The sequence below is a fragment of the Xanthomonas sp. WHRI 10207 genome, from assembly GCF_040202975.1.
Taxonomy (GTDB): domain Bacteria; phylum Pseudomonadota; class Gammaproteobacteria; order Xanthomonadales; family Xanthomonadaceae; genus Xanthomonas.
Genome location: NZ_JBEGDX010000002.1, coordinates 818,454 through 841,653, shown reverse-complemented (window position 1 = coordinate 841,653; position 23,200 = coordinate 818,454). Strand labels below are relative to the sequence as shown.

Annotated in this window: 20 protein-coding genes and 2 pseudogenes; 9 read left to right on the top strand and 13 right to left on the bottom strand. The window is 58.3% G+C overall.

Annotation, left to right across the window (positions count from 1 at the left end):
- Nucleotides 1-233: 233 nt before the first annotated feature.
- The 6 genes from ABQU90_RS09225 to ABQU90_RS09200 all read right to left on the bottom strand — a co-directional run bounded on the left by ABQU90_RS09225 (nt 234) and on the right by ABQU90_RS09200 (nt 6,614).
- Entirely contained in the window at nt 234-1,343 is a 1,110-nt protein-coding gene (locus tag ABQU90_RS09225; protein WP_233363663.1) for a hypothetical protein, read from the bottom strand.
- A gap of 562 nt (nt 1,344-1,905) precedes the next feature.
- On the bottom strand, nt 1,906-3,114 hold the full coding sequence (locus ABQU90_RS09220) for a helix-turn-helix domain-containing protein (protein WP_154844501.1): 1,209 nt from the start codon (nt 3,112-3,114) through the stop codon (nt 1,906-1,908).
- Nucleotides 3,111-4,475, bottom strand: coding sequence for a 7-cyano-7-deazaguanine synthase (locus ABQU90_RS09215; protein WP_154844502.1), 1,365 nt, complete (start codon nt 4,473-4,475; stop codon nt 3,111-3,113). Before ABQU90_RS09215 ends, ABQU90_RS09220 begins: the two co-directional genes overlap by 4 nt.
- Entirely contained in the window at nt 4,459-5,052 is a 594-nt protein-coding gene (locus tag ABQU90_RS09210; protein WP_154844503.1) for a hypothetical protein, read from the bottom strand. Before ABQU90_RS09210 ends, ABQU90_RS09215 begins: the two co-directional genes overlap by 17 nt.
- A gap of 940 nt (nt 5,053-5,992) precedes the next feature.
- Entirely contained in the window at nt 5,993-6,439 is a 447-nt protein-coding gene (locus ABQU90_RS09205) for a winged helix-turn-helix transcriptional regulator (protein ID WP_323522328.1), read from the bottom strand.
- 28 nt (nt 6,440-6,467) lie between these two features.
- Complete coding sequence (locus ABQU90_RS09200; RefSeq protein ID WP_323522329.1) at nt 6,468-6,614, bottom strand: hypothetical protein; 147 nt, start codon at nt 6,612-6,614, stop codon at nt 6,468-6,470.
- On the opposite strand from ABQU90_RS09200, the gene ABQU90_RS09195 reads away from it, so the two are divergent.
- A complete protein-coding gene (locus ABQU90_RS09195) occupies nt 6,613-7,794 on the top strand; it encodes an MFS transporter (RefSeq protein ID WP_323522330.1) in 1,182 nt (393 codons plus the stop codon). The genes ABQU90_RS09200 and ABQU90_RS09195 overlap by 2 nt on opposite strands.
- A gap of 189 nt (nt 7,795-7,983) precedes the next feature.
- Here the strand turns inward: ABQU90_RS09195 and ABQU90_RS09185 are convergent, their stop codons facing one another.
- Nucleotides 7,984-8,388 carry a hypothetical protein gene (locus ABQU90_RS09185; protein WP_323522332.1) on the bottom strand — a complete coding sequence of 135 codons (405 nt, stop codon included), beginning with the start codon at nt 8,386-8,388 and terminating at the stop codon, nt 7,984-7,986.
- A 293-nt stretch (nt 8,389-8,681) separates the two neighbouring features.
- Here ABQU90_RS09185 and ABQU90_RS09180 point away from each other — a divergent pair, with 293 nt between their 5' ends.
- The 4 genes from ABQU90_RS09180 (at nt 8,682) to ABQU90_RS09165 (ending at nt 12,289) form a co-directional block, all read left to right on the top strand.
- Complete coding sequence (locus ABQU90_RS09180; protein ID WP_323522333.1) at nt 8,682-9,845, top strand: acetamidase/formamidase family protein; 1,164 nt, start codon at nt 8,682-8,684, stop codon at nt 9,843-9,845.
- A gap of 480 nt (nt 9,846-10,325) precedes the next feature.
- On the top strand, nt 10,326-10,871 hold the full coding sequence (locus ABQU90_RS09175) for a hypothetical protein (protein WP_323522334.1): 546 nt from the start codon (nt 10,326-10,328) through the stop codon (nt 10,869-10,871).
- 544 nt (nt 10,872-11,415) lie between these two features.
- Nucleotides 11,416-11,808, top strand: a complete 393-nt coding sequence (locus tag ABQU90_RS09170; protein WP_055848853.1) for a hypothetical protein — start codon at nt 11,416-11,418, stop codon at nt 11,806-11,808.
- An 88-nt stretch (nt 11,809-11,896) separates the two neighbouring features.
- The gene (locus ABQU90_RS09165; RefSeq protein WP_055848856.1) at nt 11,897-12,289 is read left to right on the top strand and encodes an H-NS histone family protein; all 393 of its coding nucleotides are present in this window, start codon (nt 11,897-11,899) and stop codon (nt 12,287-12,289) included.
- Between the two features lie 558 nt (nt 12,290-12,847).
- Here ABQU90_RS09165 and glgX read toward each other — a convergent pair.
- Nucleotides 12,848-14,980: a glycogen debranching protein GlgX gene (gene glgX, locus ABQU90_RS09160; protein ID WP_323522335.1), complete on the bottom strand. Its 2,133-nt coding sequence runs from the start codon at nt 14,978-14,980 to the stop codon at nt 12,848-12,850.
- A gap of 502 nt (nt 14,981-15,482) precedes the next feature.
- Here glgX and rimK point away from each other — a divergent pair.
- The 4 genes from rimK (at nt 15,483) to ABQU90_RS09140 (ending at nt 19,053) form a co-directional block, all read left to right on the top strand.
- Nucleotides 15,483-16,358, top strand: coding sequence for a 30S ribosomal protein S6--L-glutamate ligase (rimK, locus tag ABQU90_RS09155; RefSeq protein WP_055848862.1), 876 nt, complete (start codon nt 15,483-15,485; stop codon nt 16,356-16,358).
- Nucleotides 16,359-16,583: 225 nt separating this feature from the next.
- A complete protein-coding gene (locus ABQU90_RS09150) occupies nt 16,584-17,024 on the top strand; it encodes a hypothetical protein (RefSeq protein WP_323522336.1) in 441 nt (146 codons plus the stop codon).
- A 24-nt stretch (nt 17,025-17,048) separates the two neighbouring features.
- Nucleotides 17,049-17,726, top strand: coding sequence for a response regulator transcription factor (locus ABQU90_RS09145; RefSeq protein ID WP_003490678.1), 678 nt, complete (start codon nt 17,049-17,051; stop codon nt 17,724-17,726).
- On the top strand, nt 17,719-19,053 hold the full coding sequence (locus ABQU90_RS09140) for a sensor histidine kinase (RefSeq protein ID WP_323516394.1): 1,335 nt from the start codon (nt 17,719-17,721) through the stop codon (nt 19,051-19,053). Before ABQU90_RS09145 ends, ABQU90_RS09140 begins: the two co-directional genes overlap by 8 nt.
- A 99-nt stretch (nt 19,054-19,152) precedes the next feature.
- On the opposite strand, the gene ABQU90_RS09135 is transcribed toward ABQU90_RS09140, so the two are convergent.
- The 5 genes and pseudogenes from ABQU90_RS09135 to ABQU90_RS09115 form a co-directional block, all read right to left on the bottom strand.
- Nucleotides 19,153-19,548 (bottom strand): SymE family type I addiction module toxin, encoded by a 396-nt coding sequence (locus ABQU90_RS09135; RefSeq protein WP_115554435.1) that lies wholly within the window; start codon nt 19,546-19,548, stop codon nt 19,153-19,155.
- 1,299 nt (nt 19,549-20,847) lie between these two features.
- Nucleotides 20,848-21,486, bottom strand: a pseudogene (locus tag ABQU90_RS09130) (RHS repeat-associated core domain-containing protein); the annotation flags it as partial.
- Nucleotides 21,487-21,503: 17 nt separating this feature from the next.
- The gene (locus tag ABQU90_RS09125; RefSeq protein ID WP_323522337.1) at nt 21,504-21,830 is read right to left on the bottom strand and encodes a hypothetical protein; all 327 of its coding nucleotides are present in this window, start codon (nt 21,828-21,830) and stop codon (nt 21,504-21,506) included.
- A gap of 460 nt (nt 21,831-22,290) precedes the next feature.
- Nucleotides 22,291-22,792: pseudogene (locus ABQU90_RS09120) on the bottom strand (RHS repeat-associated core domain-containing protein); the annotation flags it as partial.
- A gap of 11 nt (nt 22,793-22,803) precedes the next feature.
- A complete protein-coding gene (locus tag ABQU90_RS09115; RefSeq protein ID WP_153066777.1) occupies nt 22,804-23,040 on the bottom strand; it encodes a hypothetical protein in 237 nt (78 codons plus the stop codon).
- Nucleotides 23,041-23,200: the final 160 nt, after the last annotated feature.

The window sequence follows — 23,200 nt, the reverse complement described above, 5'->3', positions numbered from 1 at the left end:
AAATGATCGGAACAACGCCGCCCGCCGTTGGCACCCAGCGCCGAGACTGAGGCTTCAACGCCAGCGACACAGGAGCCCCGCATGCGGGGCTCTTTTTTCATTAGGGGTTTGGGGTGTGCCAACGGGATGGAGTTGGACTTCTCACGATTTGGAACGCCAACTGATAATACCTTCGTGCAGAGCTTCAACGGATGTCTGGGGCAGTGCTTCACGGTTTCTATAAAAGACAATGCCTAGGGTGAGATGGCTTTGAACTCTTGGCGAACCTTTTCTATTCGGGATCGTGTGTTGAGTCCGCTCGGTCGAAGTTGCTTCACTTGATGAGCAATAGCGATGAGGCGCCAAGCGTCGTAGTCGTAAAAGGGGTTGAGCCCAATAATGTTCCCGCTGTTGATGGTCGCGGGCTCTCCACTTATGCGAATCCGGACATACGCATCGACGGCTTTGTCCATGTCCCAGTTGTGGCTAAACAGCAACAGCGCACAGAAGGCGGTAAGCGAACTGACCTGGGGCGTTCTCTCGCGAAGCGACACATGCTGTCGCCACTTAGCATCCACCTCATTGCCGGCAACAAGGTTGGCAAGTTGCCTCACTTGTGAAAATTGATCTTTAGCGGCAGAGGGGTCGTAGATGAGCTGATTCAAGTTTCGGCGCACGGTGCTGATCACGCGCGCTTGTGAATCCCGATCTCCGATGTGAAGCGGGTGATGCTGCTCCAAAAGATCAAATATCTCCGGATTTTCTTCGATGAACTGTGTGCTTGCCACCTCCGAGGAATTGAAGTTCGGAAGCTGCCGCATGGATGGGTGGAACCTCGGGTGCCAAGAGGCGAATCCACGATAGGGGAGCGCAAGGAAATCGAGCATAAAGGCCTCGTCGACCTCGCAGCGGTAAGAATGCGTGATGCGAAGTTCGAGGAACCACTGCCGCATCCGGCGCATATCGCCCTGAGAAAAAATACCCAGTTCAATTCCTTGTGAAACACGCTTGCCAATGAGGCGGGTCTGCGCGGATCTTGATGCGCGGAAATCCACCAGGTGGTCTGGTAAGGTTGATGGAGTGGCGTTGTCTTCGAACTCACAGAATAGCTTGTGGTCATCGAAGCGAAAATGCGATTGACTCACGGTGCGCTTGGCGCCTCGCCTAGCTTGTCCTGCTACAACCACCTTGGCATTCCCCGCGCCACAGCCTGGGCAGACAACATCACGCGCAATGGCTTCACGTGTGGATTGTGGAATGACTGTCGGGTCAGGCTCGCCGTCATGCTGAGGGCTCAACTTTGACAGGAGCTGCATGACATCAAACTCGCCTTCGAGTTGCTTTGAAAAAGCAGTGATCGGCATATCAGGGCTCCGTCGATGGGTTCATGGTGTCAAGGCGCAAAGTGGTCCCGCCACCACGCAAGGTGGGGATGGCTATTGGACGGGGTAAAGCGGGCAAGGGTTGCGATGCGACGGAGGACTTGCGGGATCTTCAACGCGTGCTCTGGGCTGAGTGCTTGCCAAGTCCGAAGAAGATCCAAGCAAGATGCACTTGGCACCCCATGTGCGAGGGCAGCATTAATGGCGAGCTTGTCGTCTGAAACAAAGGTCATGTGGTGATGCTTAGCAAGGCTCAGTGATGCAGCCTCGCCATCGTCGATGTGTTGGGTAAGCAGCATCCATGTTGCTTGTTCTGCCTCACTTCGAAGTGAGAGGACGGCAAGCGGGCCTTGGGCTAGGAGTGCAGTGTGGTCAACCTCTTCCCAATCAACGGATCCGTCCTCAGCTTGGATTCGAGTGCGCGTAAATTCGTTCATTGCAGTTTGGCTAATGGACCACATTTGACCTAAGTGGCGAAGCTCTTGGATCCCGCCCCAGCCGCAATATAAATTGATGAGTGAGCAACAATCCAAGCAGTAATGCGTCATGCGCTATGGCTCTCCCGAAAGACCACAGAGCTTCCCAAGTTGAGTTCAATTAAGGAGTCATCGTTGTCGCCAAGTAGCTGGGAGCGACTTTGTGCCAGGTCGCGTGCTTCGGGCACTGAGCGTCTCACCAGCTTGGCAAACTGACTCGTGGTAATTTCCTCATTGGACCAGGCGGAAATGGCCAGCAGGAGATAGCGTTCAGGGAAGATATCGTTGTTTGGGGCAAACACCGGTTGATCGTCCAAGGCGTTTTCGTCCAAAGCGGCTTGGCGGATCTCTTTGACACTTCGCCCTGACGCTTTAATGGCATCCCAGCTTCCTTTGCGGATCAGCCCGATAGTCTCCAGGCGGAGCATCATGGCCATGAGCGACACGCCGTAATAGTCGGAAATTCGGATCACATCCCCGACATTGACATCGCCTTTCCTCTGGAAAGTGTCATGAAAGCGCTTTTGCACGCCGGTCGTTGGCATCAAGAAGTGACTTGCAAACGTATCGCAAAAGCGCTCATTTTCAGGCTTTCGCTTCATGGGCTGCACATAGTCCACGCCTCGCCGATCATGGTCGAAGAGGTAGTGGCCATACTCATGGGCAATCGTCCACCGCTGTCTTGCCAGTGGATGCTTGCGATTGATCAGAACGCAATAGCCAAAATTCTCAACAAAGGCGTAAAGTCCTGCAAGCTTAGAGTTAAGTCCATCGATGAATATGTGGATGCCAATTTCGTCAAGGGTGTCGCGTAGTGATCCAATCGGCTCGCTGTCGCCAAAGCCCAAGAGCCTGCGTTGCTCGATCGCGCAATGCTCAGCGAAGCGCTCCACACTCCCCAGTGATCGAGTGGGTTGCGCAGGCGGCACGGGGTTGGCATGAGCTGGGACTTTGCTTTGCAAGAACAAATAGTCGTCCACAAATTCCGTGAGCTTGGCTACGGCACTTTCTAATCCTGCCTCGTCGCCCTCCTTATCAATGACAGCACGAAGATGAGGAGCAATTTCCGGCGGCGGAGCGCTTTCGCGCAGCAGGCGATTTAAGGTGGTGCCATAAAGTGCTGCCAGCGTGGTTAGCTCATCGGGCTTTGCGTTTCGCGTGCCTTTTTCCATCGCGATAAAGGTCGGCCGACTCATGCCAAGGTGGCTTGCCGCCGTTTCTTGCGACAACCCGGCCGATTTTCGCGCCAGCATGAGGCGTTGACTAAGGTTATTCATAAAAGTCCCAACTGGGGAACCGCCTTGGGCGGGACACGCAAAGGGGCGCTGAGAACCAAATTGTTGTAGGTTCGCAGCACTTCCTGAGCATGGCGGGCGTAAAGCGCCTGCATCAATCGAATGGGGATGTCGGCCTGCGTCAGCGTTGCGTGCCGCATCAGGCGATCAGTCACGCGTGAATCCGAGTTGGCCCAGCTTTGCGCGTTGTCGATATAGGCATAAAAGTAGCTTGCGTCTTTGGGGGCGTGGCCGACAAAGATGTCATGGATGTATTCATCAATTTTTTCGTTCACCCCTGCGTCTTTAAAGGCTTGTCGCCGCTCCAAACATGCTGCGCAAACCCCGCAATGGAATTTGCCGCTTTCACGCAGGGAGGTGTGAACGCAAGAGCGAGATTGCTGTGCCCAATCAGCCAGGCGAGCGTTACTCGTCAGGCGTCGAACCATTTCTGCTTTTGTTTGTGCCAAGTAAGGCAGACTGAACTGCAACTCTCGATCCAAGACCCGAGAAAAAAGCTTTGAAGCCTGAGCAAGAAAACCTGGGCTCGCGCCGCGTGTGGAAAGGCCATCCATCAAGCCGCCTTCGCTCAGGGGTAAGTTGATCGCGCCCACTCCATTTTCAAACAACACAATCGAACCGATGTCGGAGCCATGCGCAACAAGCGCTGCCATGGCACAGAACAAAAAGCCTCGTGCCCGCTGGCTTTGCTCTTGGTCGCGCATGCGCTCAGTTGCGCCACCTTCCAGGTTCACAGTAACCATCGCGTGCGGGATCGGTGAGTCAACTTCCAGGATCGTTTCGAGCGCTTTGATTTGCGACTGGGTGCTCCACGGGATGGATTTCTGATGATCGACGGTCAGAAGCAAGGGCGGCTTCTTGCCATCCATCAGCCAGTTCGCAAGCCCCGCTGCTGAGTCCAGTCCACCGCTGTAAAGCGCGAGATGATCTGGATAACTTCCATCAAAGGGGAGAGGGCTTTGGTGTGAGGCGGTGGCATATTTGGCTTTGCGTTTGACAAAGCCCAGCAGCCATATGTCATCCGTGAGGAGGCAAAGCAATTTAGTGAGCGCATTGATCGTCTTGGCTTTCTTCCAAAACCTAAAATCAGACACTTCAAACGCCACATTTATTGTGCGCACACCGCCATCATTGTAAGGCGTGGCTACGCGCTTAAAAGTGCGATCAATGGTGTAGACGCACGCCGCGACGCCGAGCAAATCCATCGCCCGCTGACTCAGTGTGCCAGGCAAATTGTGTAGTAGCTCCTCTGCTTTGATGCTAAGGCGCTGCTCAATGTGGCCCGTCAGTTCTGCATTGCCATCGGCGTAACGAGCCTGGATCAGTTCAAGGGCTGGGTGCATGGCTGTCTCCCGGAGGCATCATGACAAGCGAGGTGTAGGCGATGTCGTGCGCACTTGCTTTGGGCCGGACCTTCATCGGGGTCACCTTCATGCCAGTCATGGAAGCTTCCAGTGCTGCCCTGACCGCCGAGCGGTGTTGCGCAAATTCATTGGCTAGGGAGCTACGAAGCGCGTTTTGCTCGTTGTGCGATACGAAGCGCCCGTTTCGGAGTGCCCGGTTGCACATTTGGTCCACCATCACCTGCATCAGCGATTGGGTCGCGTGCTCGGCAACGATTGCCACGCTTCGGCCCTGAGCCGTCAGGCTTGCATTGAGCACGATTTTGGCTAAACGCTTCTCAGTAAAGCCAGCAATGACCGCCTGTTGGGCGATTGGCGACTGCTTAGCAGCGCGAAGCAAATGAAGGAGCGGCTCCCCGCTTCGCAAGGCGCGTATGAGCTTACTTAACATGCCTTCAAAGTCCTCACCTGCTTTCTTAACAACCTCAGGCATCGGGACCGTGGGGTCACCGAGCAACGCGCGCACCACCTTCCAATGGCTACGGTGACCCAAATCAAGGATTTCGTTCTCGGCCATGATCCCTCTCCTGTTGGCTGCAAGGTAGAGGGTCTCAGTGTCAATTGTCAAATAAATTTGTGACTATTTTTAAAATTGTAAAGTCTGCGCTGGGCATCCCAATTGGAGCGCTATGACTTGCCTATGGGCGAAATGGCAATGTTTGTGAAGCCCGGGTTAACGCTAGCAGCGCTCCAGGGTGCTGAGGGCGGGGTGCCGACAACGGGTGATCGTTGTCTCAGGGCAGTTCCATCAGCAGGGATCGCCGAAACAAAGAAGGAGCGTGACTGAATCTGGCGCACTTTTATCAGGCAGATCGTGGGTGGTTCTCGTTGCAGTCCCGGCATCAGGCCAGGATGCTTTTTTCCAGATGGCGCCAACGAGTGCTCTGAGCTGAATGCTGGTCAAATTATTGTTGGATTGCCCGGGCCGGAAATTCGCTTGCTTGGGTTTGATAGAATCTGGTAGTGTCGGGTATCGTTTGAGGTATGTTCTTCTGATTCCTTGGTTTGTTAAAAAGCTAATTGAATCAATGGGCTAGGGTGAGTTGGATTCTGTTCCCTTCGCCCGCTCCAACTGCTTCCGCCAAGTCTCTAAGTGCCTGACTGGGTTGGATACTTCGGGCGATTGATGATTCCGGGCGATGCCATTCAAGGTATCAACCTTGCCCAAGCCTCTGATGATCTCGCGCTCGGCCGGTCCGTATGCGCGCTTCTTTATTCCTACCGATGTTCGAGCCCTGATTGGCTCGCGCTATCTTGTCCGCCCGTTGGGAAGCCATCGCAGGCGCAAGCGCCCCGGATAGATGACTGCCGAACGAGTAATCGTGCCTCCAGGCGCGATGATTGGCGCTTGAACGTGGCATTTAAAAGTCCTGAGAAATCCGGACTTTTTAACGTCGGATACATGGGGCGAATACTTCATCATCATCGAAGAAAGTTTTGGCAATCAAAATTCTTCCTCAGATTATCTTACGAACCTGGGTAGAAACAGGCAGCAGCGTAGAGCCGTCTTTTGCCTGGAGCGTCATGCGTGGAACCTTCTTGCCCGTGCGCTTGTCGATCAGCACCGAATGACGTTCGCCTTGCTCAAACAGGTGGTCTTCGCCCCACTGTCGCAGTGCCACCACGACGGGGAACAGGTTTTCTCCCTGTGCTGTTAGCACGTATTCCTGATAAGCCGTGCCGTCAGATGCATCTTGCATTTCAAGGATGCCCGCATCGACCAGCTTGCGCAGCCGATCAGACAGGATATTGCGGGCCGCACCCAAGTTGCGCTGGAAATCGCCGAAGCGGCAAACGCCATCGAAGGCATCGCGCACGATCAGTAGCGCCCATCGATCTCCGATGAGATCAACCGAACGCGCGACCGGGCAGTGCTCGTCACCAAAGCGTTTTCGGGGGGGCATAGCGTCTCCGCGGCCGGTCAACAGTGGATCAATCAAGTTGCACTTTAAAACCGGATTTTCTAGCATTCAAGTAGTCTTGATTTGCAACTGGATTGAATGTGGCTGAAACCAAGGGGATTTCTTCTGCATCACCGCCACCGTCACTTGGCTGTTCAACGGTTCCGTCTGCGAACATGTCCCGCCACTTGGTTTGGCTGTTTGCTGTCGCAAGCGGACTGAGCGTGGCAAATGTCTATTACGCTCAGCCGCTGCTTGACGCGCTGGCCAGAGATTTTGGCATCAGCTATGCGGCGATTGGCGGGGTCATTACAGCCACTCAAATCGGTTGTGCGCTGGCATTGTTGCTGCTGGTGCCGCTAGGCGACTTGGTGAATCGTCGTCGCCTGATGTCGATGCAGCTCCTGGCGCTGGTGATCGCACTTGCCGTTGTGAGCATGGCGCGATCTGCGCCTGCACTGCTGGTAGGCATGCTCGTCGTAGGTTTATTGGGCACAGCGATGACGCAGGGACTGATTGCCTATGCGGCCACTGCCGCCGCGCCCCATGAGCGGGGCCGCGTGGTCGGCGCAGCGCAAGGCGGTGTGTTCATTGGCCTGTTGTTGGCGCGGGTGTTTGCCGGTGGTGTAAGCGATTTGGCCGGCTGGCGCGGGGTGTATTTCTGCGCTGCTTTGCTGATGGTTGCGATTGCATTTCCGTTGTGGCGGTCGCTGCCAGATTTGCCGTCGACGTCCCAGACGATGACGTACCCGCGTTTGATCGCTTCGATGCTGACGCTGCTGCGTCGGGAAAAGATCTTGCAAGTGCGCGGCATGCTGGCGCTGTTGATGTTCGCCGCATTCAACATCTTCTGGAGCGCGCTGGTGCTGCCGTTGAGCATGCCGCCTTACCGTTTCTCTCATACGGTCATCGGTGCATTCGGTCTGGTTGGTGTGGCAGGTGCCTTGGTCGCTGCGCGCGCTGGACAATGGGCGGACCAGGGCCATGCGCAGCGCACCAGTGCAGTAGCGCTCACAGTGCTGCTGCTGGCTTGGTGGCCGCTGTCGCTGATGGAGTGGTCATTGTGGGCGCTGGTCATTGGCATCGTGCTGCTCGACATGGGCGGGCAAGCGCTACATGTCACGAACCAAAGCTTGATCTTCCGCACCAGGCCAGAGGCGCACAGTCGGTTGGTTGGCCTCTACATGCTGTTCTATGCCGTCGGCAGCGGACTGGGTGCAATCGGCGCGACGGTCACCTATGCCCGAGCAGGTTGGCAGGGTGTGTGCGTACTAGGCGCGGCAGTCAGTCTTTTTGCACTGCTGTTCTGGTGGGCGACAAGGCAGGGCGATACCAACATTGCGGGCGTCGAGTCCTGATGGGGCCCATTTCTCGCGCGCGTTCGCGGGCATGAAGCAGCGCATTGAATCGGGAGCACGCATGTCGAAAGATGCTGGGTTCGCCGGACGATGTCTCGACGTGATCTTGGCTTGGCACGGGCTCATCAGCACTGACGAATCAAGCTAAAAGCGAAAACGTACAAGGCGTTGACAGTTGAGTACGCTTGTCTAACGGCCGCCCTGAAATTTGAATGTGAAACGAGCAGCGGATGCTGGGACGGCCTTCCCACTGATGGGCACAGGTGTTGCGTCCACCAGCGTCAGCATGCCATCGGCCATAGGGACCGGAATACCCAACGTAAGGTCGACTTGCGTGGACCAGCCGCCGCCAAACACGGTCGCCCTGACAATCATCCGTCCAGCGTGGATGCATTGAACGTTGGCAGGGCAACGGCTGTCCTCAATGACGCGGTCGGGGCGCACCCTGGGACCATCGACGGCGGCAATCTCTCCCAGCCGCACAGGCCCTTCAATGGGGTGATTAGTACCGGCGCCCGACGCCATGCACCCAGCAAGTGAGAGGACAAGCAGTGGTGCAAGCGTCAAAGCGCGGAGGGGGCGACTATGTTTCATGGCGATGTTCCTGCTCACGTGGCTTGGAGGCGCAGACGCCTGCCCTGGATCGTCATCTGCGGGGTAGGGCAATAGAACTCCAGTTAGCGCGCCGCTCGGAATCAGTAGGGGCATCGCATGCGTGGAGTGCTTGAACTCATCGTCCGCCAGGCGTGTTCAATGTTGCAAGCTGCGCGTTGACCTCAAGGGTTTGGTCGCTTTGCAGGGTGCCCAAGTTCAGGGACACGTTGTTATCGAGTTACCAGGCACGGTGTCCGCTAGTATCGCGATGTCTCGTCCACTGAAAACATCTCATGCCGATCTCCCGTCTTACCGCTGTGTTCCTCGCCGCATCGACCGCTGCGATAGCGGGCACGACGCACGCAGAGACGTGGATCGTCCGCACCGATCTGTGGGGAAATCCCGTGTTTTCGACCCTGTCGATCGATCGAACGGGAAACCGGATCAGCGGCGACCTGGACGGTGACACGATCGACGGTGGCGCTAGCGGCGATCGATTGACGCTGACTGCGACCGATCGTCAGCAGCGCACGTCGCGCTACGTCCTGCGCCTCAAGGGCAAGGAACTGACCGGCACGACAGAAGGGCCGGACACGAACGATCCCGCCGCGCGCGCCACCCATGCGGTGACGGGCTGGCGTGTGCCCGATCGCGATGGCGGACCGCGCACGGTGGAGTTCAGCCCGACCGACTATTCCAACACGTGGAATGCTGATCGCAAACCGGCGCTGATCGTCTGGCCGGGAGATACGATCCACACGACGACGGTTGATTCCGGCGGAGTCGACGCGCAGGGCAAAACCAGGGCGCTGTTCGGCAATCCGCAGACCGGCCCGTTCTTCGTCGCAGGCGCACAGCCCGGCGATACGCTGGCGGTGCATATCCGCCGGCTGAAGCTCAACCGCGACTGGGCCGACAGCCTCGACTCGATCGTTGGGCGTGCGCTCGGTGCAGCGTTGGTGCCGGAAGCCGCTGCCCTCGGTAAGCCGATCAAGTGGCGGCTCGATCGCGAGACGGGGCGTGCACGTCCTGAAAACGCGACCGGCCCGCTCGCCGGCTACTTGGTGCCGGTGAAGCCGATGCTCGGCGGCATGGCGGTCGCGCCGGGCTTCGGGATGCCGGCAATCTCGACCGGAGACACCGGACGCTTCGGAGGGAATATGGACTTCAACGAAGTGGTGGAAGGCAACACCGTCTACCTGCCCGTGCAGCAACCCGGCGCGCTGCTTTATTTCGGCGACGCCCATGCGCTTCAGGGGGACGGCGAGACGACGCAACATGCGCTAGAAACGTCGATGGACGTGACTGTCACGGTTGACCTTATCAAGGGACGCAGCGTGTCGATGCCACGGGTCGAGTCGCCAACCCAGATCATGGTGCTGGGTCAGGCAGGATCGCTCGACGAGGCGCTGAAGTCCGCTAGTACCGGCATGGTCCAGTGGCTCCAGCAGGATTAAGGGCTGACGCTCTCGCAGAGCGCGCAGGTGCTGGGCACAGCGATGCACTACAGCATCCCCAACCTGGCCGGCCGCAGCGTGGGAGTAGCGGCAAAGATCGACAAGGCCCTGTTGCCGGCCAAACCATGAACCGATGGGGCAGGGTGGAGTTCCGTCCCCACTGAACACACTCAGCTGAGATGGTCGCGCTGCGCTGTTGGTTGCGCTGCGCGTTGTGTGTATCGGGGCCTCGCAACGTCATCGCGCACGGGCCGCGGCATGCATGTGGTTCGGTTTAGTTGCGACAGCGCAGGCCGACGGCGTCGTTGCATTTCAGGATGTGCTGATGGAGATCGCCAGATAGGTGCTTGGCGCTATTCCGATGTCTTGACGCGGACGCGTTGGCGATAAGGGCGCCGCCCGACGCCGATTTCAGTGCCGTTCGGGATCGGCGGTCTAGCGTTCGTAGCGCACGGATGTCCGTGTATTCCGGATGCTGTCATGTCTGTCGCACGCAATCGTTTGCCTTCGATCATCGTTGCACTTGGTGCCATCATTTGTGCGGCGCCGGTATTTGGGGCCTGCCAGCCCGGGCCGTTTGCTGTCTCGCTGCCTGCGCAGCGGCTCGACGAGCGTTTGCAGGAGTTGGCCCACGTCACCGGATGCGCGGTGGAAGTGGATCCGTCACTGTTGCAAGGCAAGCGTGCCGCTGTATTGACCGGGTCCTTGACCGCCGATCAGGCCTTCATTGAATCGGTGCGTGGCAGCGGCCTCGAAGCCGGGCCGGCCGATGACCATTGGCGGGTCAATCAGGCGCAGCAACTGTATTTTGCCGAGCGGGTGGAGACCTTGCGCAGCGCGATTGCGGATGCGCGCAAGAGCAAGTCGATGACGCCCGTACGCGCGAAAAAAATGACGGCGTACCTGTCGAAGATTGCTGCGGACGTTCCTAAGCTTATACGCGAGCAAGGCTTTCTCAGTGCGGCAGAGCGGGCCTCTTATGCGCGCATGCTGAAAGATGTGGAGCAGTCGTTAGAGAAGGTGTGAACAACTTACGGCGTTGCGAGTGAAATGAAACTTCGCTGGATCCAGGCGCTTGCCCTGCTGAAAATCAACCACTTCCGCTTAGTCACGGTGGCCTAGGTTGTTGGTCGAACGCGCATTGAAGAGTTGTTCAGAGGTTGCTTGGTGCGGTGATTCATTGCAACGATGAGGTGTGATGTGGCGGCTTTCGTCGGGCCGATTCGTCGCATCTTTGATTCAAAGATGGGTGTGACCTATTGCATGTGCAGGCGCAGTCTCTGCCAGCACGATGGCGGATCCAGCCTGATTTCAAGATGGGTGGCGATCGGTTCGGCGCACCCTGATGGGACCTTTTCAACCCGTGTCGTAGGCGTGCCGCGCTGCGGGTGATCCCAGGCAGTTCTTCCCTATCGCTTCGATATGTGGTGTCAATGACATCGATTGCAGACTCGCAATCGATAGAAAAAGTGCGCCACAGCTTCGTCTTTTTCTTCCGCAGGGTCAGGAACCTCCTGATTGAGAACGCGTCCCATGACGACCATAGTGACTGCATCATTGAGCGGACACCATGAAGACTACTCACTCCCAGCTGGTTGGTGCTTTGATCAAAGGCATGCGTCGCGCCGAATCTGCGCGTGTCGCCTCGATTGCCTATCGCACCGGGGGGGCGGATCAGACGCATGTGTGTGGTACGCCGGACGATGCCAGCAAGGTGATTGAGATGTTCAAGCTCGATGCCGACCAGGTCCGCCAGATCGGACTGGTTGGGGTCGAGGAGCTGGGCGAGGCGGTCTGTCACGCGTGGTCGATCAACGCCGGGCAGCTAGACCGGGTGGTGCAGTGGTTCACCGCCCCCAGGGTGGAATTTGTCGGCAAACACTGCAGCGAGCTGATCCGGGCAGGCCGCATTGGGCCGGTGCTGACCATGGCCCGGGAGCACGCCTTGCTGCGTCATCGCTGAGCGCCAGCAGACCCGGTGTGGGCTGGGCGCTTTACGCTAGACGGCGTAGGGGCAATACTCGCTGACCCGTCCAACCTTAGTTTCGTCAATGCGCCAGGTTCCGCCCGCTTCACCCTCTGCCGCCGCCAAAGCCCAATTGCTGGAAGAGCTGCGCAAGCTTGAGCAGGAAGAGGCGCAGCTCAAATATGCCCAGACCCTGGAAGCCTTCGACCAGGTCGTCGAGGTCCTGACCCAGTTCGGCGGCCGATTCAACGCAAAGCAGAAATCCCAGATCGCCTCGCTCGCCATGACCGGCAAGTCCAAGGGACCGCTGTCGTCCACTGGCGAGGTGGTGGCCAAATACTGGATTCCGCATTCTGGTGAGACCTGGTCCGGCCGTGGCCGCACACCGCGTGTCTTCAAGGCCTGGGAAGGCACCAGTTCCTACAAGGAATGGAAGTCCAAGCATCCGGACAAGCGTTTCCCGCTCTATCCGGGGTGAGTTTTTCGCGGATTTGGCGTTGTTGTGGCGTTCTCAATGCGAGCCGCGTCGGTTAGCTGCGTGCTTACCTACTCGATGCGTGCAGTGTTGCGCTGGGGGTGGCTGCCGATTCGGCCTTTCGTTTGAGCCGTTGCAGTGAATGTGTGCGCTGACCGGCTTGCGACAAGCATCGCTGTGGGCGCGAGCGGGTGACGCAATCAGAATGTCAGCGGATGTTGGCCGGGAGTGAGACGGCGCGTTCGATGTATCAATCGCTAAGCGCCAATCACCGCATGGGTCATGCGCTGTAGATCGTTGTGCTGATCGCCGGAGATCTGCAGGCTTCTGCGGAAATACCCGGATTCAGACAAGACAAGGCATCGCCGAGTCGACGTATGTCGCGCAGCAAGATTGCAAGCGCGCCCGCGAGTTGGTGCCAGCGCGATCACGGCTGGCATGACACGGCTGCTCGCCGACACGTCCCACCTCCTCTTGCCTCGCGAACGAAACACCGCAGCACACCAAAAAGCTCGCCACCCACCATGCCGGCGGAAAGCGAGCCTGATTACTGCTCAATCGTTACTGATCGCTCTTGCACTCGAAGACCGACACGCTGCGCGGCGGGGCAAGGAATTCGCTGGCGCCAGCCGGCATCATGTCTACCTCCAGCGCTTCATCGGTCGACAGCACCAGCTTCCAATGCACCGGTTCATCAGCGGCCGGCAGGGTGAAGGTCACACCCTCGTGGTAGGCGTTGATGACGATCAGCAAGGTGTCGTCGTTGGCCAGCTCCTTGACGCCGGAGGTCTGCGCCTTGCCTTCGAGCAGCAGGCCAACCGAGCGCGCACCCGCATCGGTCCAATGCGCGTCTTCCATTTCGGTGCCGCCTGGATTTAGCCAGGTGAGATCGCGCAGGCCAGCCTCTTCGTTGTATTGCCCATTGAGGAAGCGGCCACGCGACAGAATCGGGTAGCGCTTGCGCAGCGCGGTCAATGCCTTGACGAAATCGGTGAGCCGGCCATCGGTCGGGTCGTTTTCCCAATCCAGCCAGGTGATCTCGTTGTCCTGACAATAGGTGTTGTTGTTGCCGCCCTGGGATTGCGCACGTTCGTCGCCGCTGAGCATCATCGGCGTGCCTTGCGACAGCAGCAGCGTCGCAAGCAGATTCTTCATTTGCCGCTCGCGAAGTTGCAGGATGTCGGCGTTGTCGGTCTCGCCTTCTTCGCCGTAGTTGCAGGAGCCATCGTTGGACGATCCGTCGCGGTTGTCTTCGCCGTTGTCGATGTTGTGCTTTTCGTTGTAGCTCACCAGATCGCGCAGGGTGAAACCGTCATGCGCGGTGATGAAGTTGACCGAAGCCCACGGACGGCGGCCGCGGCGATCGAACAGATCGGCCGAGCCGGTGAACCGGGTTGCGAACTCTGCAAGCTTGCCATCCTCGCCCTTCCAGAACTCGCGCGCGTTGTCGCGGAACTTGTCGTTCCATTCCGACCAGCCCGGCGGGAAATGCCCCACCTGATAGCCGCCCGGGCCGCAGTCCCACGGCTCGGCGATGAGTTTGACTTCCGATAGCAGCGGATCCTGATTGCACGCATCCAGGAAGCCGCCACGCTGGTCGAAACCGCTCGGCTCGCGGCCAAGAATCGTCGCCAGGTCGAAGCGGAAACCGTCCACGTGCATTTCGCCGGCCCAGTAGCGCAGCGAATCGTTGACGAACTGGATCACCCGCGAATTGCTCAGGTTCAGCGTATTACCGGTGCCGGTGTCGTTGATGTAATAGCGCTTGTCTTCGGCAAGCCGGTAATAACTGGTGTTGTCGATGCCCTTGAACGACAGAGTCGGGCCCAGCTCGCTGCCTTCGGCGGTATGGTTGTAGACCACGTCCAGAATCACTTCCAGACCCTGCTTGTGCATGGCCTTGACCATGTCGCGGAACTCATCGCGGTGGCCGCTGGAGAGGTAACGCGACTTCAATGCAAAAAAGCCGATGGTGTTGTAGCCCCAGTAATTGCGCAGGCCCTTGTCCAGCAGATGCTGATCATCCAGATACGCATGCACCGGCAATAGTTCGACGGCAGTGATGCCCAGGTCCTTGATGTACTGCAGTACCTGCGGCTGGGCGAGAGCTGCGAAGGTGCCGCGCACCGCTTCGGGCACCTGCGGGTTGCGCATGGTGTAGCCGCGCACATGGGTTTCGTAGATGACTGTCTCGTTCCACGGCTTGAGCAGGCGCGCATCGTCGCCCCAGTCGTAGGTGTCTTCGACCACCACACACTTGGGCATGAACGGCGCACTGTCGCGCTCGTCGAAGCTCAGGTCGCCATCCGGATGGCCGACGGTGTAGCCATACAGTTCGTCGGCCCAGATCAAATCGCCTTCGAGCTCGCGGGCATACGGGTCCAGCAGCAGCTTGTTGTGATTGAAGCGGTGACCTTCGGTCGGCGCGTAGGGGCCGTGCACACGGTAACCATAGCGCTGGCCCGGCTTGGCATCGGGCAAATAGCCGTGCCAGATTTCGTTGGTGTATTCGGGGAGGTCGACGCGGGTTTCGTTGCCCTGTTCGTCGAACAGGCACAGTTCCACCCGTGTGGCATGCGCGGAAAACAGCGCGAAATTGATGCCTTTGCCATCGAAGACGGCGCCGCGGGGAAACGGGCGTCCCTGGCGGATGCGGGAGGGGTTGGCATAGGCCGCGCTTGCTGGACGTCGCATGGAGAGTCTCGGGTGCGCCGGCATGCCGGCATTGAGGGGACTCAAGCATTGCGGTTGTTGCTGTGCAAAACGCGTTACGGCGACACGGGTATGGCGTGATGGCGCGCCGCCGAGGCTTCGCACCATGCAGCGCGCTGTGATCTGGCGCAGCGGCGGCGTTCGCTTGTGGCGACCGTGGCCCCTATCGATCATGGACGAGTACTGCGATGCCGCGTCAGCACGACAATGTGCAGTGGTGGATCCAACGCGGCTTCCCGCAGCTTGAGCGCTGCGCGTGCGCCCTGCTAGCATCGATCCGGTTGGAGCTGCGCGCCCATGCGTGGTTGCAACACATGCCGAGGCGCTATCGCGTCTCCATCCTCGGGGCCGTCGCACACCAGTTCAACCGTTGCGAGCAGGGCACAATGTGCTCGCACGCGCGGTCGGCCGGCAGACGCACGGACTTGGCTCACTTCGTCATCAGACTCCGACCATGTCCAAGCCGCGCCGTGTCCCTGCTGCGATGAAAATCGCGATTCTTTCGCGCAACAGCAAGCTGTATTCGACCCGGCGGCTTATCGAAGCTGGACGCAAGCGTGGCCACACCGTACGTATCCTCGATCCGCTGCGGTGCTATATGCGCATCGCCGCCGATGGCTTCAGCCTGCACTACAAGGGCAAGCCGATCACCGGCTTCGATGCGGTGATTCCACGCATCGGCGCCTCGGTCACCCGCTATGCCACCGCCGTGCTGCGCCAGCTCGAGTTCATGGGCACCTATACGCCCAATCCCTCGGACGCCATCCTGCGTTCGCGCGACAAACTACGTGCGCATCAACTGCTGGCGGCGCAGGGCATCGACATGCCGGTCACCGTGTTCGGCGATAACCCCGACGACACGCAGGACCTGCTCTCCATGCTCGGCCCGCCACCGCATGTGGTGAAGTTGAACGAGGGGGCGCAAGGCGCCGGGGTGATCCTGACCGAGAAGGCCAGCGCGTCGCGCGGTGTGGTCGAGGCACTGCGCGGACTGTATGCCAATTTCATCGTGCAGGAATTCATTGGCGAAGCCGAAGGCGCAGACCTGCGCTGCTTCGTGGTCGGCGACCGCGTCGTCGCAGCGATGCGGCGCCAGGCAGCCGAAGGCGATTTCCGTTCCAACCTGCATCTTGGCGGCACCGCTGCGGTGGCCCAGGCCACCGAGCAGGAGCAGCAGGTGGCGGTCCGTTCGGCGCGCGCGCTGGGCCTGGCGGTGGCGGGCGTCGACCTCATCCGCTCCAAGCGCGGGCCGCTGGTCCTGGAGGTCAATTCGACCCCTGGACTCGAGGGCGTGGAAGGCGTTTGCGGCGTGGATGTGGCCGCCAGCATCATCCAGCATCTCGAGGAATCAGCCCGTTGATCGGAGATCAACTGTTTTTAGCGAAAAATTAACGAAACTCTAATCCTTTGCTCGCTAGCCTCTGTCGACCGTAGCTCCGCTCTCGGCAGTGACGGTGATCGGGATGAACTTTTGGCCCAAGTGCGGTGTCGCACTTGGGCCTTTTTATGGATGGCTTGCCGCTTTTGAGGTTCACGTCTACATTTGTTAAATGTTAAATCGGGTCAGACATAAGGAAGCGTCCGCATGGCAAGGCAATTAGGCGTTCTAGTGTTGCTTCTCGCCATCTGTGCTTGCAGTTCTGCATCGGCAGCAGTGATCGATGCCGAAAAGCCTTTCAAGCCACAGGCCACGCAAGTGCGCTCTGATCTCGAAAAGGGCGACAAGTACTCCGAGATCAGTCAGGAAGAGCGCGCTAAGGTGTTTGCGGCACTTGATCGGATGGACAGGGCGCTCGACGCGCAGCCTGACGTCCGAGCATTGCAGCCAGACCAACAGGCGGCCGTGCGTAACGATCAAGAGCTTGTCACCAGAATTTTGACCCGGGCGGGCGAAGATAGCCGGCTGATCTTTCGGCGCGAGCGCGCAACTGGTTCGCAGATGAGTACGAAGCAGTGCATGACAGCCGCCGAGCGCCGCCGTCAGACGACTGTGAGTCAAGACCAAATTTCTCGGCGCCAGCGCTAAAAATAGCTTACCAACGAGGTTCCAGTGCGAATTCTAGTAATTGAAGACAACAGCGATATCGCCGCCAATCTGGGCGACTATCTTGAAGACCGGGGTCACACCGTGGACTTCGCAGCCGACGGTGTGACCGGGCTGCATTTGGCGGTGGTGCACGAGTTCGACGCCATCGTGCTCGACCTCAACCTGCCCGGCATGGACGGCATCGAGGTGTGTCGCAAGCTGCGCAACGAAGCGCGCAAGCAGACGCCGGTGCTGATGCTGACCGCCCGCGACTCGCTGGACAACAAGCTGGCCGGCTTCGACTCCGGTGCCGACGACTACCTGATCAAGCCGTTCGCGCTGCAGGAAGTGGAAGTGCGCCTCAACGCGCTGTCGCGTCGCGGCAAGGGTGTGCACACCCGCGTACTGGAAACCGGCGATCTGGAATACAACCTGGACACGCTGGAAGTGCGTCGCCGCGGCAAGCTGCTGCAGCTCAACCCGACCGCGCTGAAGATCCTGCAGGCGCTGATGGAAGCCTCCCCGGCGGTGGTGACGCGGCAAGAGCTGGAAACCCGTGTCTGGGGCGAAGAACTGCCCGATTCCGACTCGCTGCGCGTGCATATCCATGGCCTGCGTGCAGTGGTCGACAAGCCGTTCGACGTGCCGATGATCCAGACCCGTCACGGCATCGGTTATCGCATCGCTTCGCCTGATGCCTGAAAGCAACAGCAGCGCGCGGCCTGCCCGTAGGCGTGGCCGCTATCGGCGGCGCCTGCGCAGCCGCATCATTCTGTCGTTCGTGCTGTTGGGCTTTTGCCTGACAACACTGTTCGCCTTCGCCACCAACTGGGCACGCGCGCGCGTGGAAAACCAGTTGGTCGAAGACGTGATGAATCGCAACATCGACGCTTTTGCGCAGCGGTTCTATTCCGACCCGTTGCGCAATCCCGATCTGCCCGTGCAGCAGATGCGCGGCCGTGTGGTCAAAAGCGACAAGTTCGAAGCGCTGCGTCTTGAGCAGCCGGAGTGGTACCAGTTTCCGGATGGCATCCACACCATCTCCGGCGTGGACGAAAGTGGCAATGCGTACTCGTACAAACTGGCGGTGCGCAAGACGCCCAGCGAGTGGTTCTTCCTCGCTTACGACATGACGCAGACGCTGCGCGGCGAGATTCAACTCAAGCGCACCTTGATGTTGTCGGTGCTCGTCTTCAGCGGGTTTTCGTTGGTGATCGGCTGGTGGTCGGCGTCCAAGGTCATGCGCCCGGTATCGGATCTGGCGGCCCGCCTGCGCGCCTACCGTGGCGGCACCAGCGAGCCCAAGCCGTTGGCAGCGCACTTTCCGGACGATGAGGTCGGCCAGCTCGCCGAAGCATTGGACGACTACTCGGCGCGCCTGACCGAAGTCGTGCAGCGCGACCGCGAATTCAACGCCGACGTCAGCCATGAGCTACGCACCCCGCTGGCAGTGATCCGCGGTGCCACCGAACTACTGCTGACCAAGCCCAATCTGGATGAGAAGGTGCTGCAGCGGCTGCAGCGCATCCAGCGCGCCGAACTGCAGTGCAGCGATCTGATCGGCTCGCTGCTGCTGCTCTCGCGCAACGAACGCGGGCAGGGCAGCAGCAATGTAGCCAAGGTCGCCGAACAACTGATTGATTCGCATCGCGCCCAGCTCGGCGGCAAACCGCTGGAGCTATTGCTGGAAGGCGAGCGCGACCTGGTCATCGACGCACCGGAATCCGCACTGTCGGTGGCGCTAGGCAACCTCATCGGCAATGCCGTCAAGTACACCCAGGACGGCCAGGTGCGCGTGCGCGTGCGCGGCGACTGCGTGGAAGTCATCGACTCCGGCCCTGGTTTGAGCGAAGAAGACGCGGCCAAGCTCTTCCAACGCGGCTACCGCGGCACCCACGCCGGCCACTCGCAAGGCGGCGGCATCGGCCTGTCGATCGTCAGCCGGCTATGCGACCTGTACGGCTGGCGCGTGAGCGTACGCCCAGGCCAGGAGCGCGGCGTCATCGCAACGCTGGCGTTCCATCGCTAACCACGCACTTTCGTAGGAGCGCACCCGGGCGCGACGGCCTTACCCATAGCGCCCTCCCACAGCAGGGCCTCCAGCCAATAACCGCAGCCAAAACCCAGCTCAGCGCTCTACTACCGTCACCACCAACTCGCCTTCGCGCGCAGTGATCTGCAGCTTGCAGCCAACCCCAAACCCCAATTGCTCCAGCCAAAGCCCGCGCAAGCGCACGCTGGGAATCCGCTGGCTATGCGGCCGGCCGGGTTCGGCTTCGTAGAACGCATAACCCACCGTGCAGCGCGTGGGCGTGCGCGCCCTGCGCGGTGGGCGCTGCGGTAAATCGTCCGCGCGAGGTCTGGTGTGACGGTCGAAGTCGAGATTGTCCACATCGAACGTGGGCGAGGGCACCAGCCGCACGGGCTGCGCGTCCTTTACCGGCGTGGCTGCTCGCTTGGCGGTAGCGGCGCGCTTGGTGTTTGGTTTGGACCGTTTGGCGGTTGAAGACGGCGCCCTGCTCATCGCCTCACTTCCGCCAGCACTATGGAGCGACGACGCTCACCCATCTGCACTATCGATACATCTGCCATGACAACGCCTTCTTCCAAGAACAGGCACCGTCGCCAGCCGGCGACGGGATGTCGGGAGGTTAGAAACCGCTCATAGCCGGCGGGCGTATTCCTCCCGAAGGAGTGTTGTATTAGCCGCCTTCCCGACGCAGGCATCGCGTCGGCTTGCGCCTGCGAACAGGCACAAAAAACCCACCGGTTTGGCGGGAGTGGGTACCGCTATGCGCGGAGTTTCTACGCTCTTTGAGGCAGGGGTTGCTACTGGCTGTTCGAGATGTCAACTCAGTTGACGTGAAATGGTGGCGAAACATACTCGCAGCCCAAGACGTCTTTCAGAACGACGCGGTACTCGCGAGAGTTGCTCCATTCGCTATCGCTAATTGGATCAGCGATATCCACGAAGATCCTTGCACCATTGCCAGGTGCAATAATTATCCATTTGCCTGGCGGGCGGAACTCCTCAAGAACAACTCTATCCAACTCCCAAGTGGTGTCGGATGCATTCTGTTGGCTTTGCACTTTAATGCTTCGTCCGTGAACAATGGCTGGGTAATCAGTGCTATCCAGCGGTATTTTTATATCTTTGTGTGATTTGTTCGAGAGGTCGAATGAGCCAAATGAATTTTCTTTGTTCCATGCCTTCAGTTTTTGAATGCCTTTGTATTCTATAGACAAGGCGCCTTCGCAACTGGGACGCGCCAGGACAGATGAGTGCGCGAGTGGAAATATTAAAAGTGTAAGTAAGATGGTGTTTTTCATCATGGTCCCGGAAAAATTGTGTATGCCGTCCACTGATATCCCATCGATTGTGCGAATCGATAGCTGCTTGTCTGGCGCCAGACTGCAGGAGTTGTTGCATTGCTTGTCTCGCTGAATTCTCGCACTCTGAATTGGAGGAAAAGCTTTGTCCTTGCATCGAATCTTCTAGGGCTTGAGCCGAGTTTCTTGCGCCGCCTATCCATCCATTGAAGTCACGGATGTGGTCCAGCTCGGCGCGTGGCGAGTCGCGTTTTTGGTCAAGGCTGTCATATCGCTGTCGGAGAAAAACGATCGGTGTGAAATCGACTTTATATTCATCTAAAGAGAAGCCGCCAGCAGCGCAGGTGCATGCCGACGATATCGACCAATCCAAGGTTGTTCTAGCAAGACTGCTTCCAGCGACTGTTGATACGCCATCGCCAGGAAATGTGCGTGTCTGGAGCCCTGGTGCCAGTGTCGGATTCCATACGATTGGATTTGTTGTCCACTGTAGTAGTCCATACATGTCGAACCACGTCATAGGCGAGCCACTAACATATCCGTAAGTGCTGACTCCAGCCATGAGCCCAACTGGATCACTTTGTGTATAGCGACCTGTAGATGCATCGTAGCCGTCCCGGGAGTAATTCTGATTCAACCCACTCGCTGCATCGTACCGCTGCCCCGGAAACCGCATATCCAGCACCAGCGCCGCACCATCGCCATCAGGATCCTGATTCGGCGCGGTGTTGCCGAAGGCTTCACCCTTCAAGCTCCACGTCCACACCGCCACATCGCGGGTGGGGTCGATCACCACGCGCGGGCTGCCCAGGTGGTCGGGTTCGATGTAGTGCAGTTTGTTGGCGTTAGCGAGCAGGCCCACCGGTAGGTCGTCCAGCCAGATCGCTTGCTGCTTGGGCGCGCCGTTGCTGTCGTAGTCGCCGAGCCAATGGCCGGCTTCGTCGTAGAGCGTGTAGGTGTTGGTGGTGCCCAGGAAGCGGCGCACCTGCTCGCCACGGCCGTTGTAGCGGTAGTTCATGGTCACCGCGCCGCCGCGGCGGGCCTGGGTCATGCGGCCGGTGGTGTCGTAGGTGTATTGGCGCGCGGTGCCGCCGATGGAGGTGGTGTTGCCGATCGCATTATAGGTGCGTGCATACGGGTTATCGTGCTTTATTCAGTATAAAGATTTGCATGCAAACCATAGCCAGACTTAAAGTAATCCATGAAGGCTAAAGCCTGATCTTTTGTGCTCACAATCAAATCGGAAAGCACGATGGTGAGTCCATATTCGTCTTGATTGGGTGAAATAATTCTATCAATTACTTTGAGCTGCCCCCCCAAATCATGTCCTAAGGGGGCGGCAATTCCATTTTGAGTGGAAATCATCGAAATTGTATCGCCGAGCAAGGGGGTGGTCGTCAGTTCCAGTTCGCCATCTACGGAGCCGATTGCTTCTCCATTTTTAGTACTTACTGAGAAATCAACTTTTACTTTCATAGGAGGCTCCAGGAATGGTTAAGCCATTTGCCAATGCGCGCTCTTCACTCATGTCGCATCCTATTTTTAACCTAAAGAGATCATTGCATTAATTCCTGCAATTCTTCCTTTCATATCTTCGGTATGAGTTATCCAGCCGCGGCTGCCGAAAAGCTTTCCATTATCTGACGGCATGTTGTTCATTTTTAGGCGGGCCATGGTAATCGCTTGTTGGTGGCTTTTTTCAATTCTGCACATGGATCGTCTTTTCCGTTGCAATGGCGATCATAATGGCGCTCTTCGAGGTTTGTCATATTTTCGGGTCTGCCGCCCGGCACAATGCAGCCAGCAAGCATGCGCCAAATGGTAGCAGTTAAACCACCACCCAAAGCGCCTGGCGCAAACTTCGACCCGCTGGGAATTACTACCCCACAACCGGTGGGGCCATGCCTTGCGATGCAGGCATCTACAGTCGTACTAGCTAAGCCATAGGAGTCGAAATTGCTTAAAGGGCTAGCTTCAACATATGAATACGTAGAAAGGCCGCCGTTTAGTCCAATCGGATCACTCTCCACATACCTTCCGACAGAAGTGTCGTAGTCACGGAAGTAGTTGTAATTCAACCCACTCGCCGCATCGTACCGCTGCCCCGGGAAGCGCATATCCAACAACAGCGATGCTCCATCGCCATCAGGATCCTGATTCGGTGCGGTGTTGCCGAAGGCTTCGCCCTTCAAGCTCCACGTCCATACCGCCACATCGCGGGTGGGGTCGATCACCACGCGCGGGCTGCCCAAGTGGTCGGGTTCGATGTAGTGCAGTTTGTTGGCGTTAGCGAGCAGGCCCACCGGTAGGTCGTCCAGCCAGATCGCTTGCTGCTTGGGCGCGCCGTTGCTGTCGTAGTCGCCCAGCCAGTGGCGGGCTTCATCGTAGAGCGTGTAGGTGTTGGTGGTGCCAAGGAAGCGGCGCACTTGCTGGCCCTGATTTTGCATGTTTAACAGCCATCGTCTTCAATAAGAAAAATGGTTTTTCTTACTTCTGGGATGAGAAGGAGTATTCTTTCGCCAAACCACTTTGAGGCATCTTCAGGGGACATCCCCTTCAGGGTTTCCAATCGAATGCGTATTGGATCATCTTTGGATCCATTGTGAATTGTGTGAATAAAAATACTTTCTTCTTTTTCGTCAAAATGCAAATAAAATTCATTTGTTAGGACTGATTCTTTGTTCATGGTTATTCCTCAGATGGGGGTGTCTACGCCAGTTAGTGGAGGCCACTGCGATTCTGGTTTTCCGCTAAACACTTCGCATATTTCCGCAAAGCTGCTGATTTGCAAATGGTAATTGCCTGTTTCGAGGTCTCCAGGACACGCTGGTCCTGCGAGCAACTGG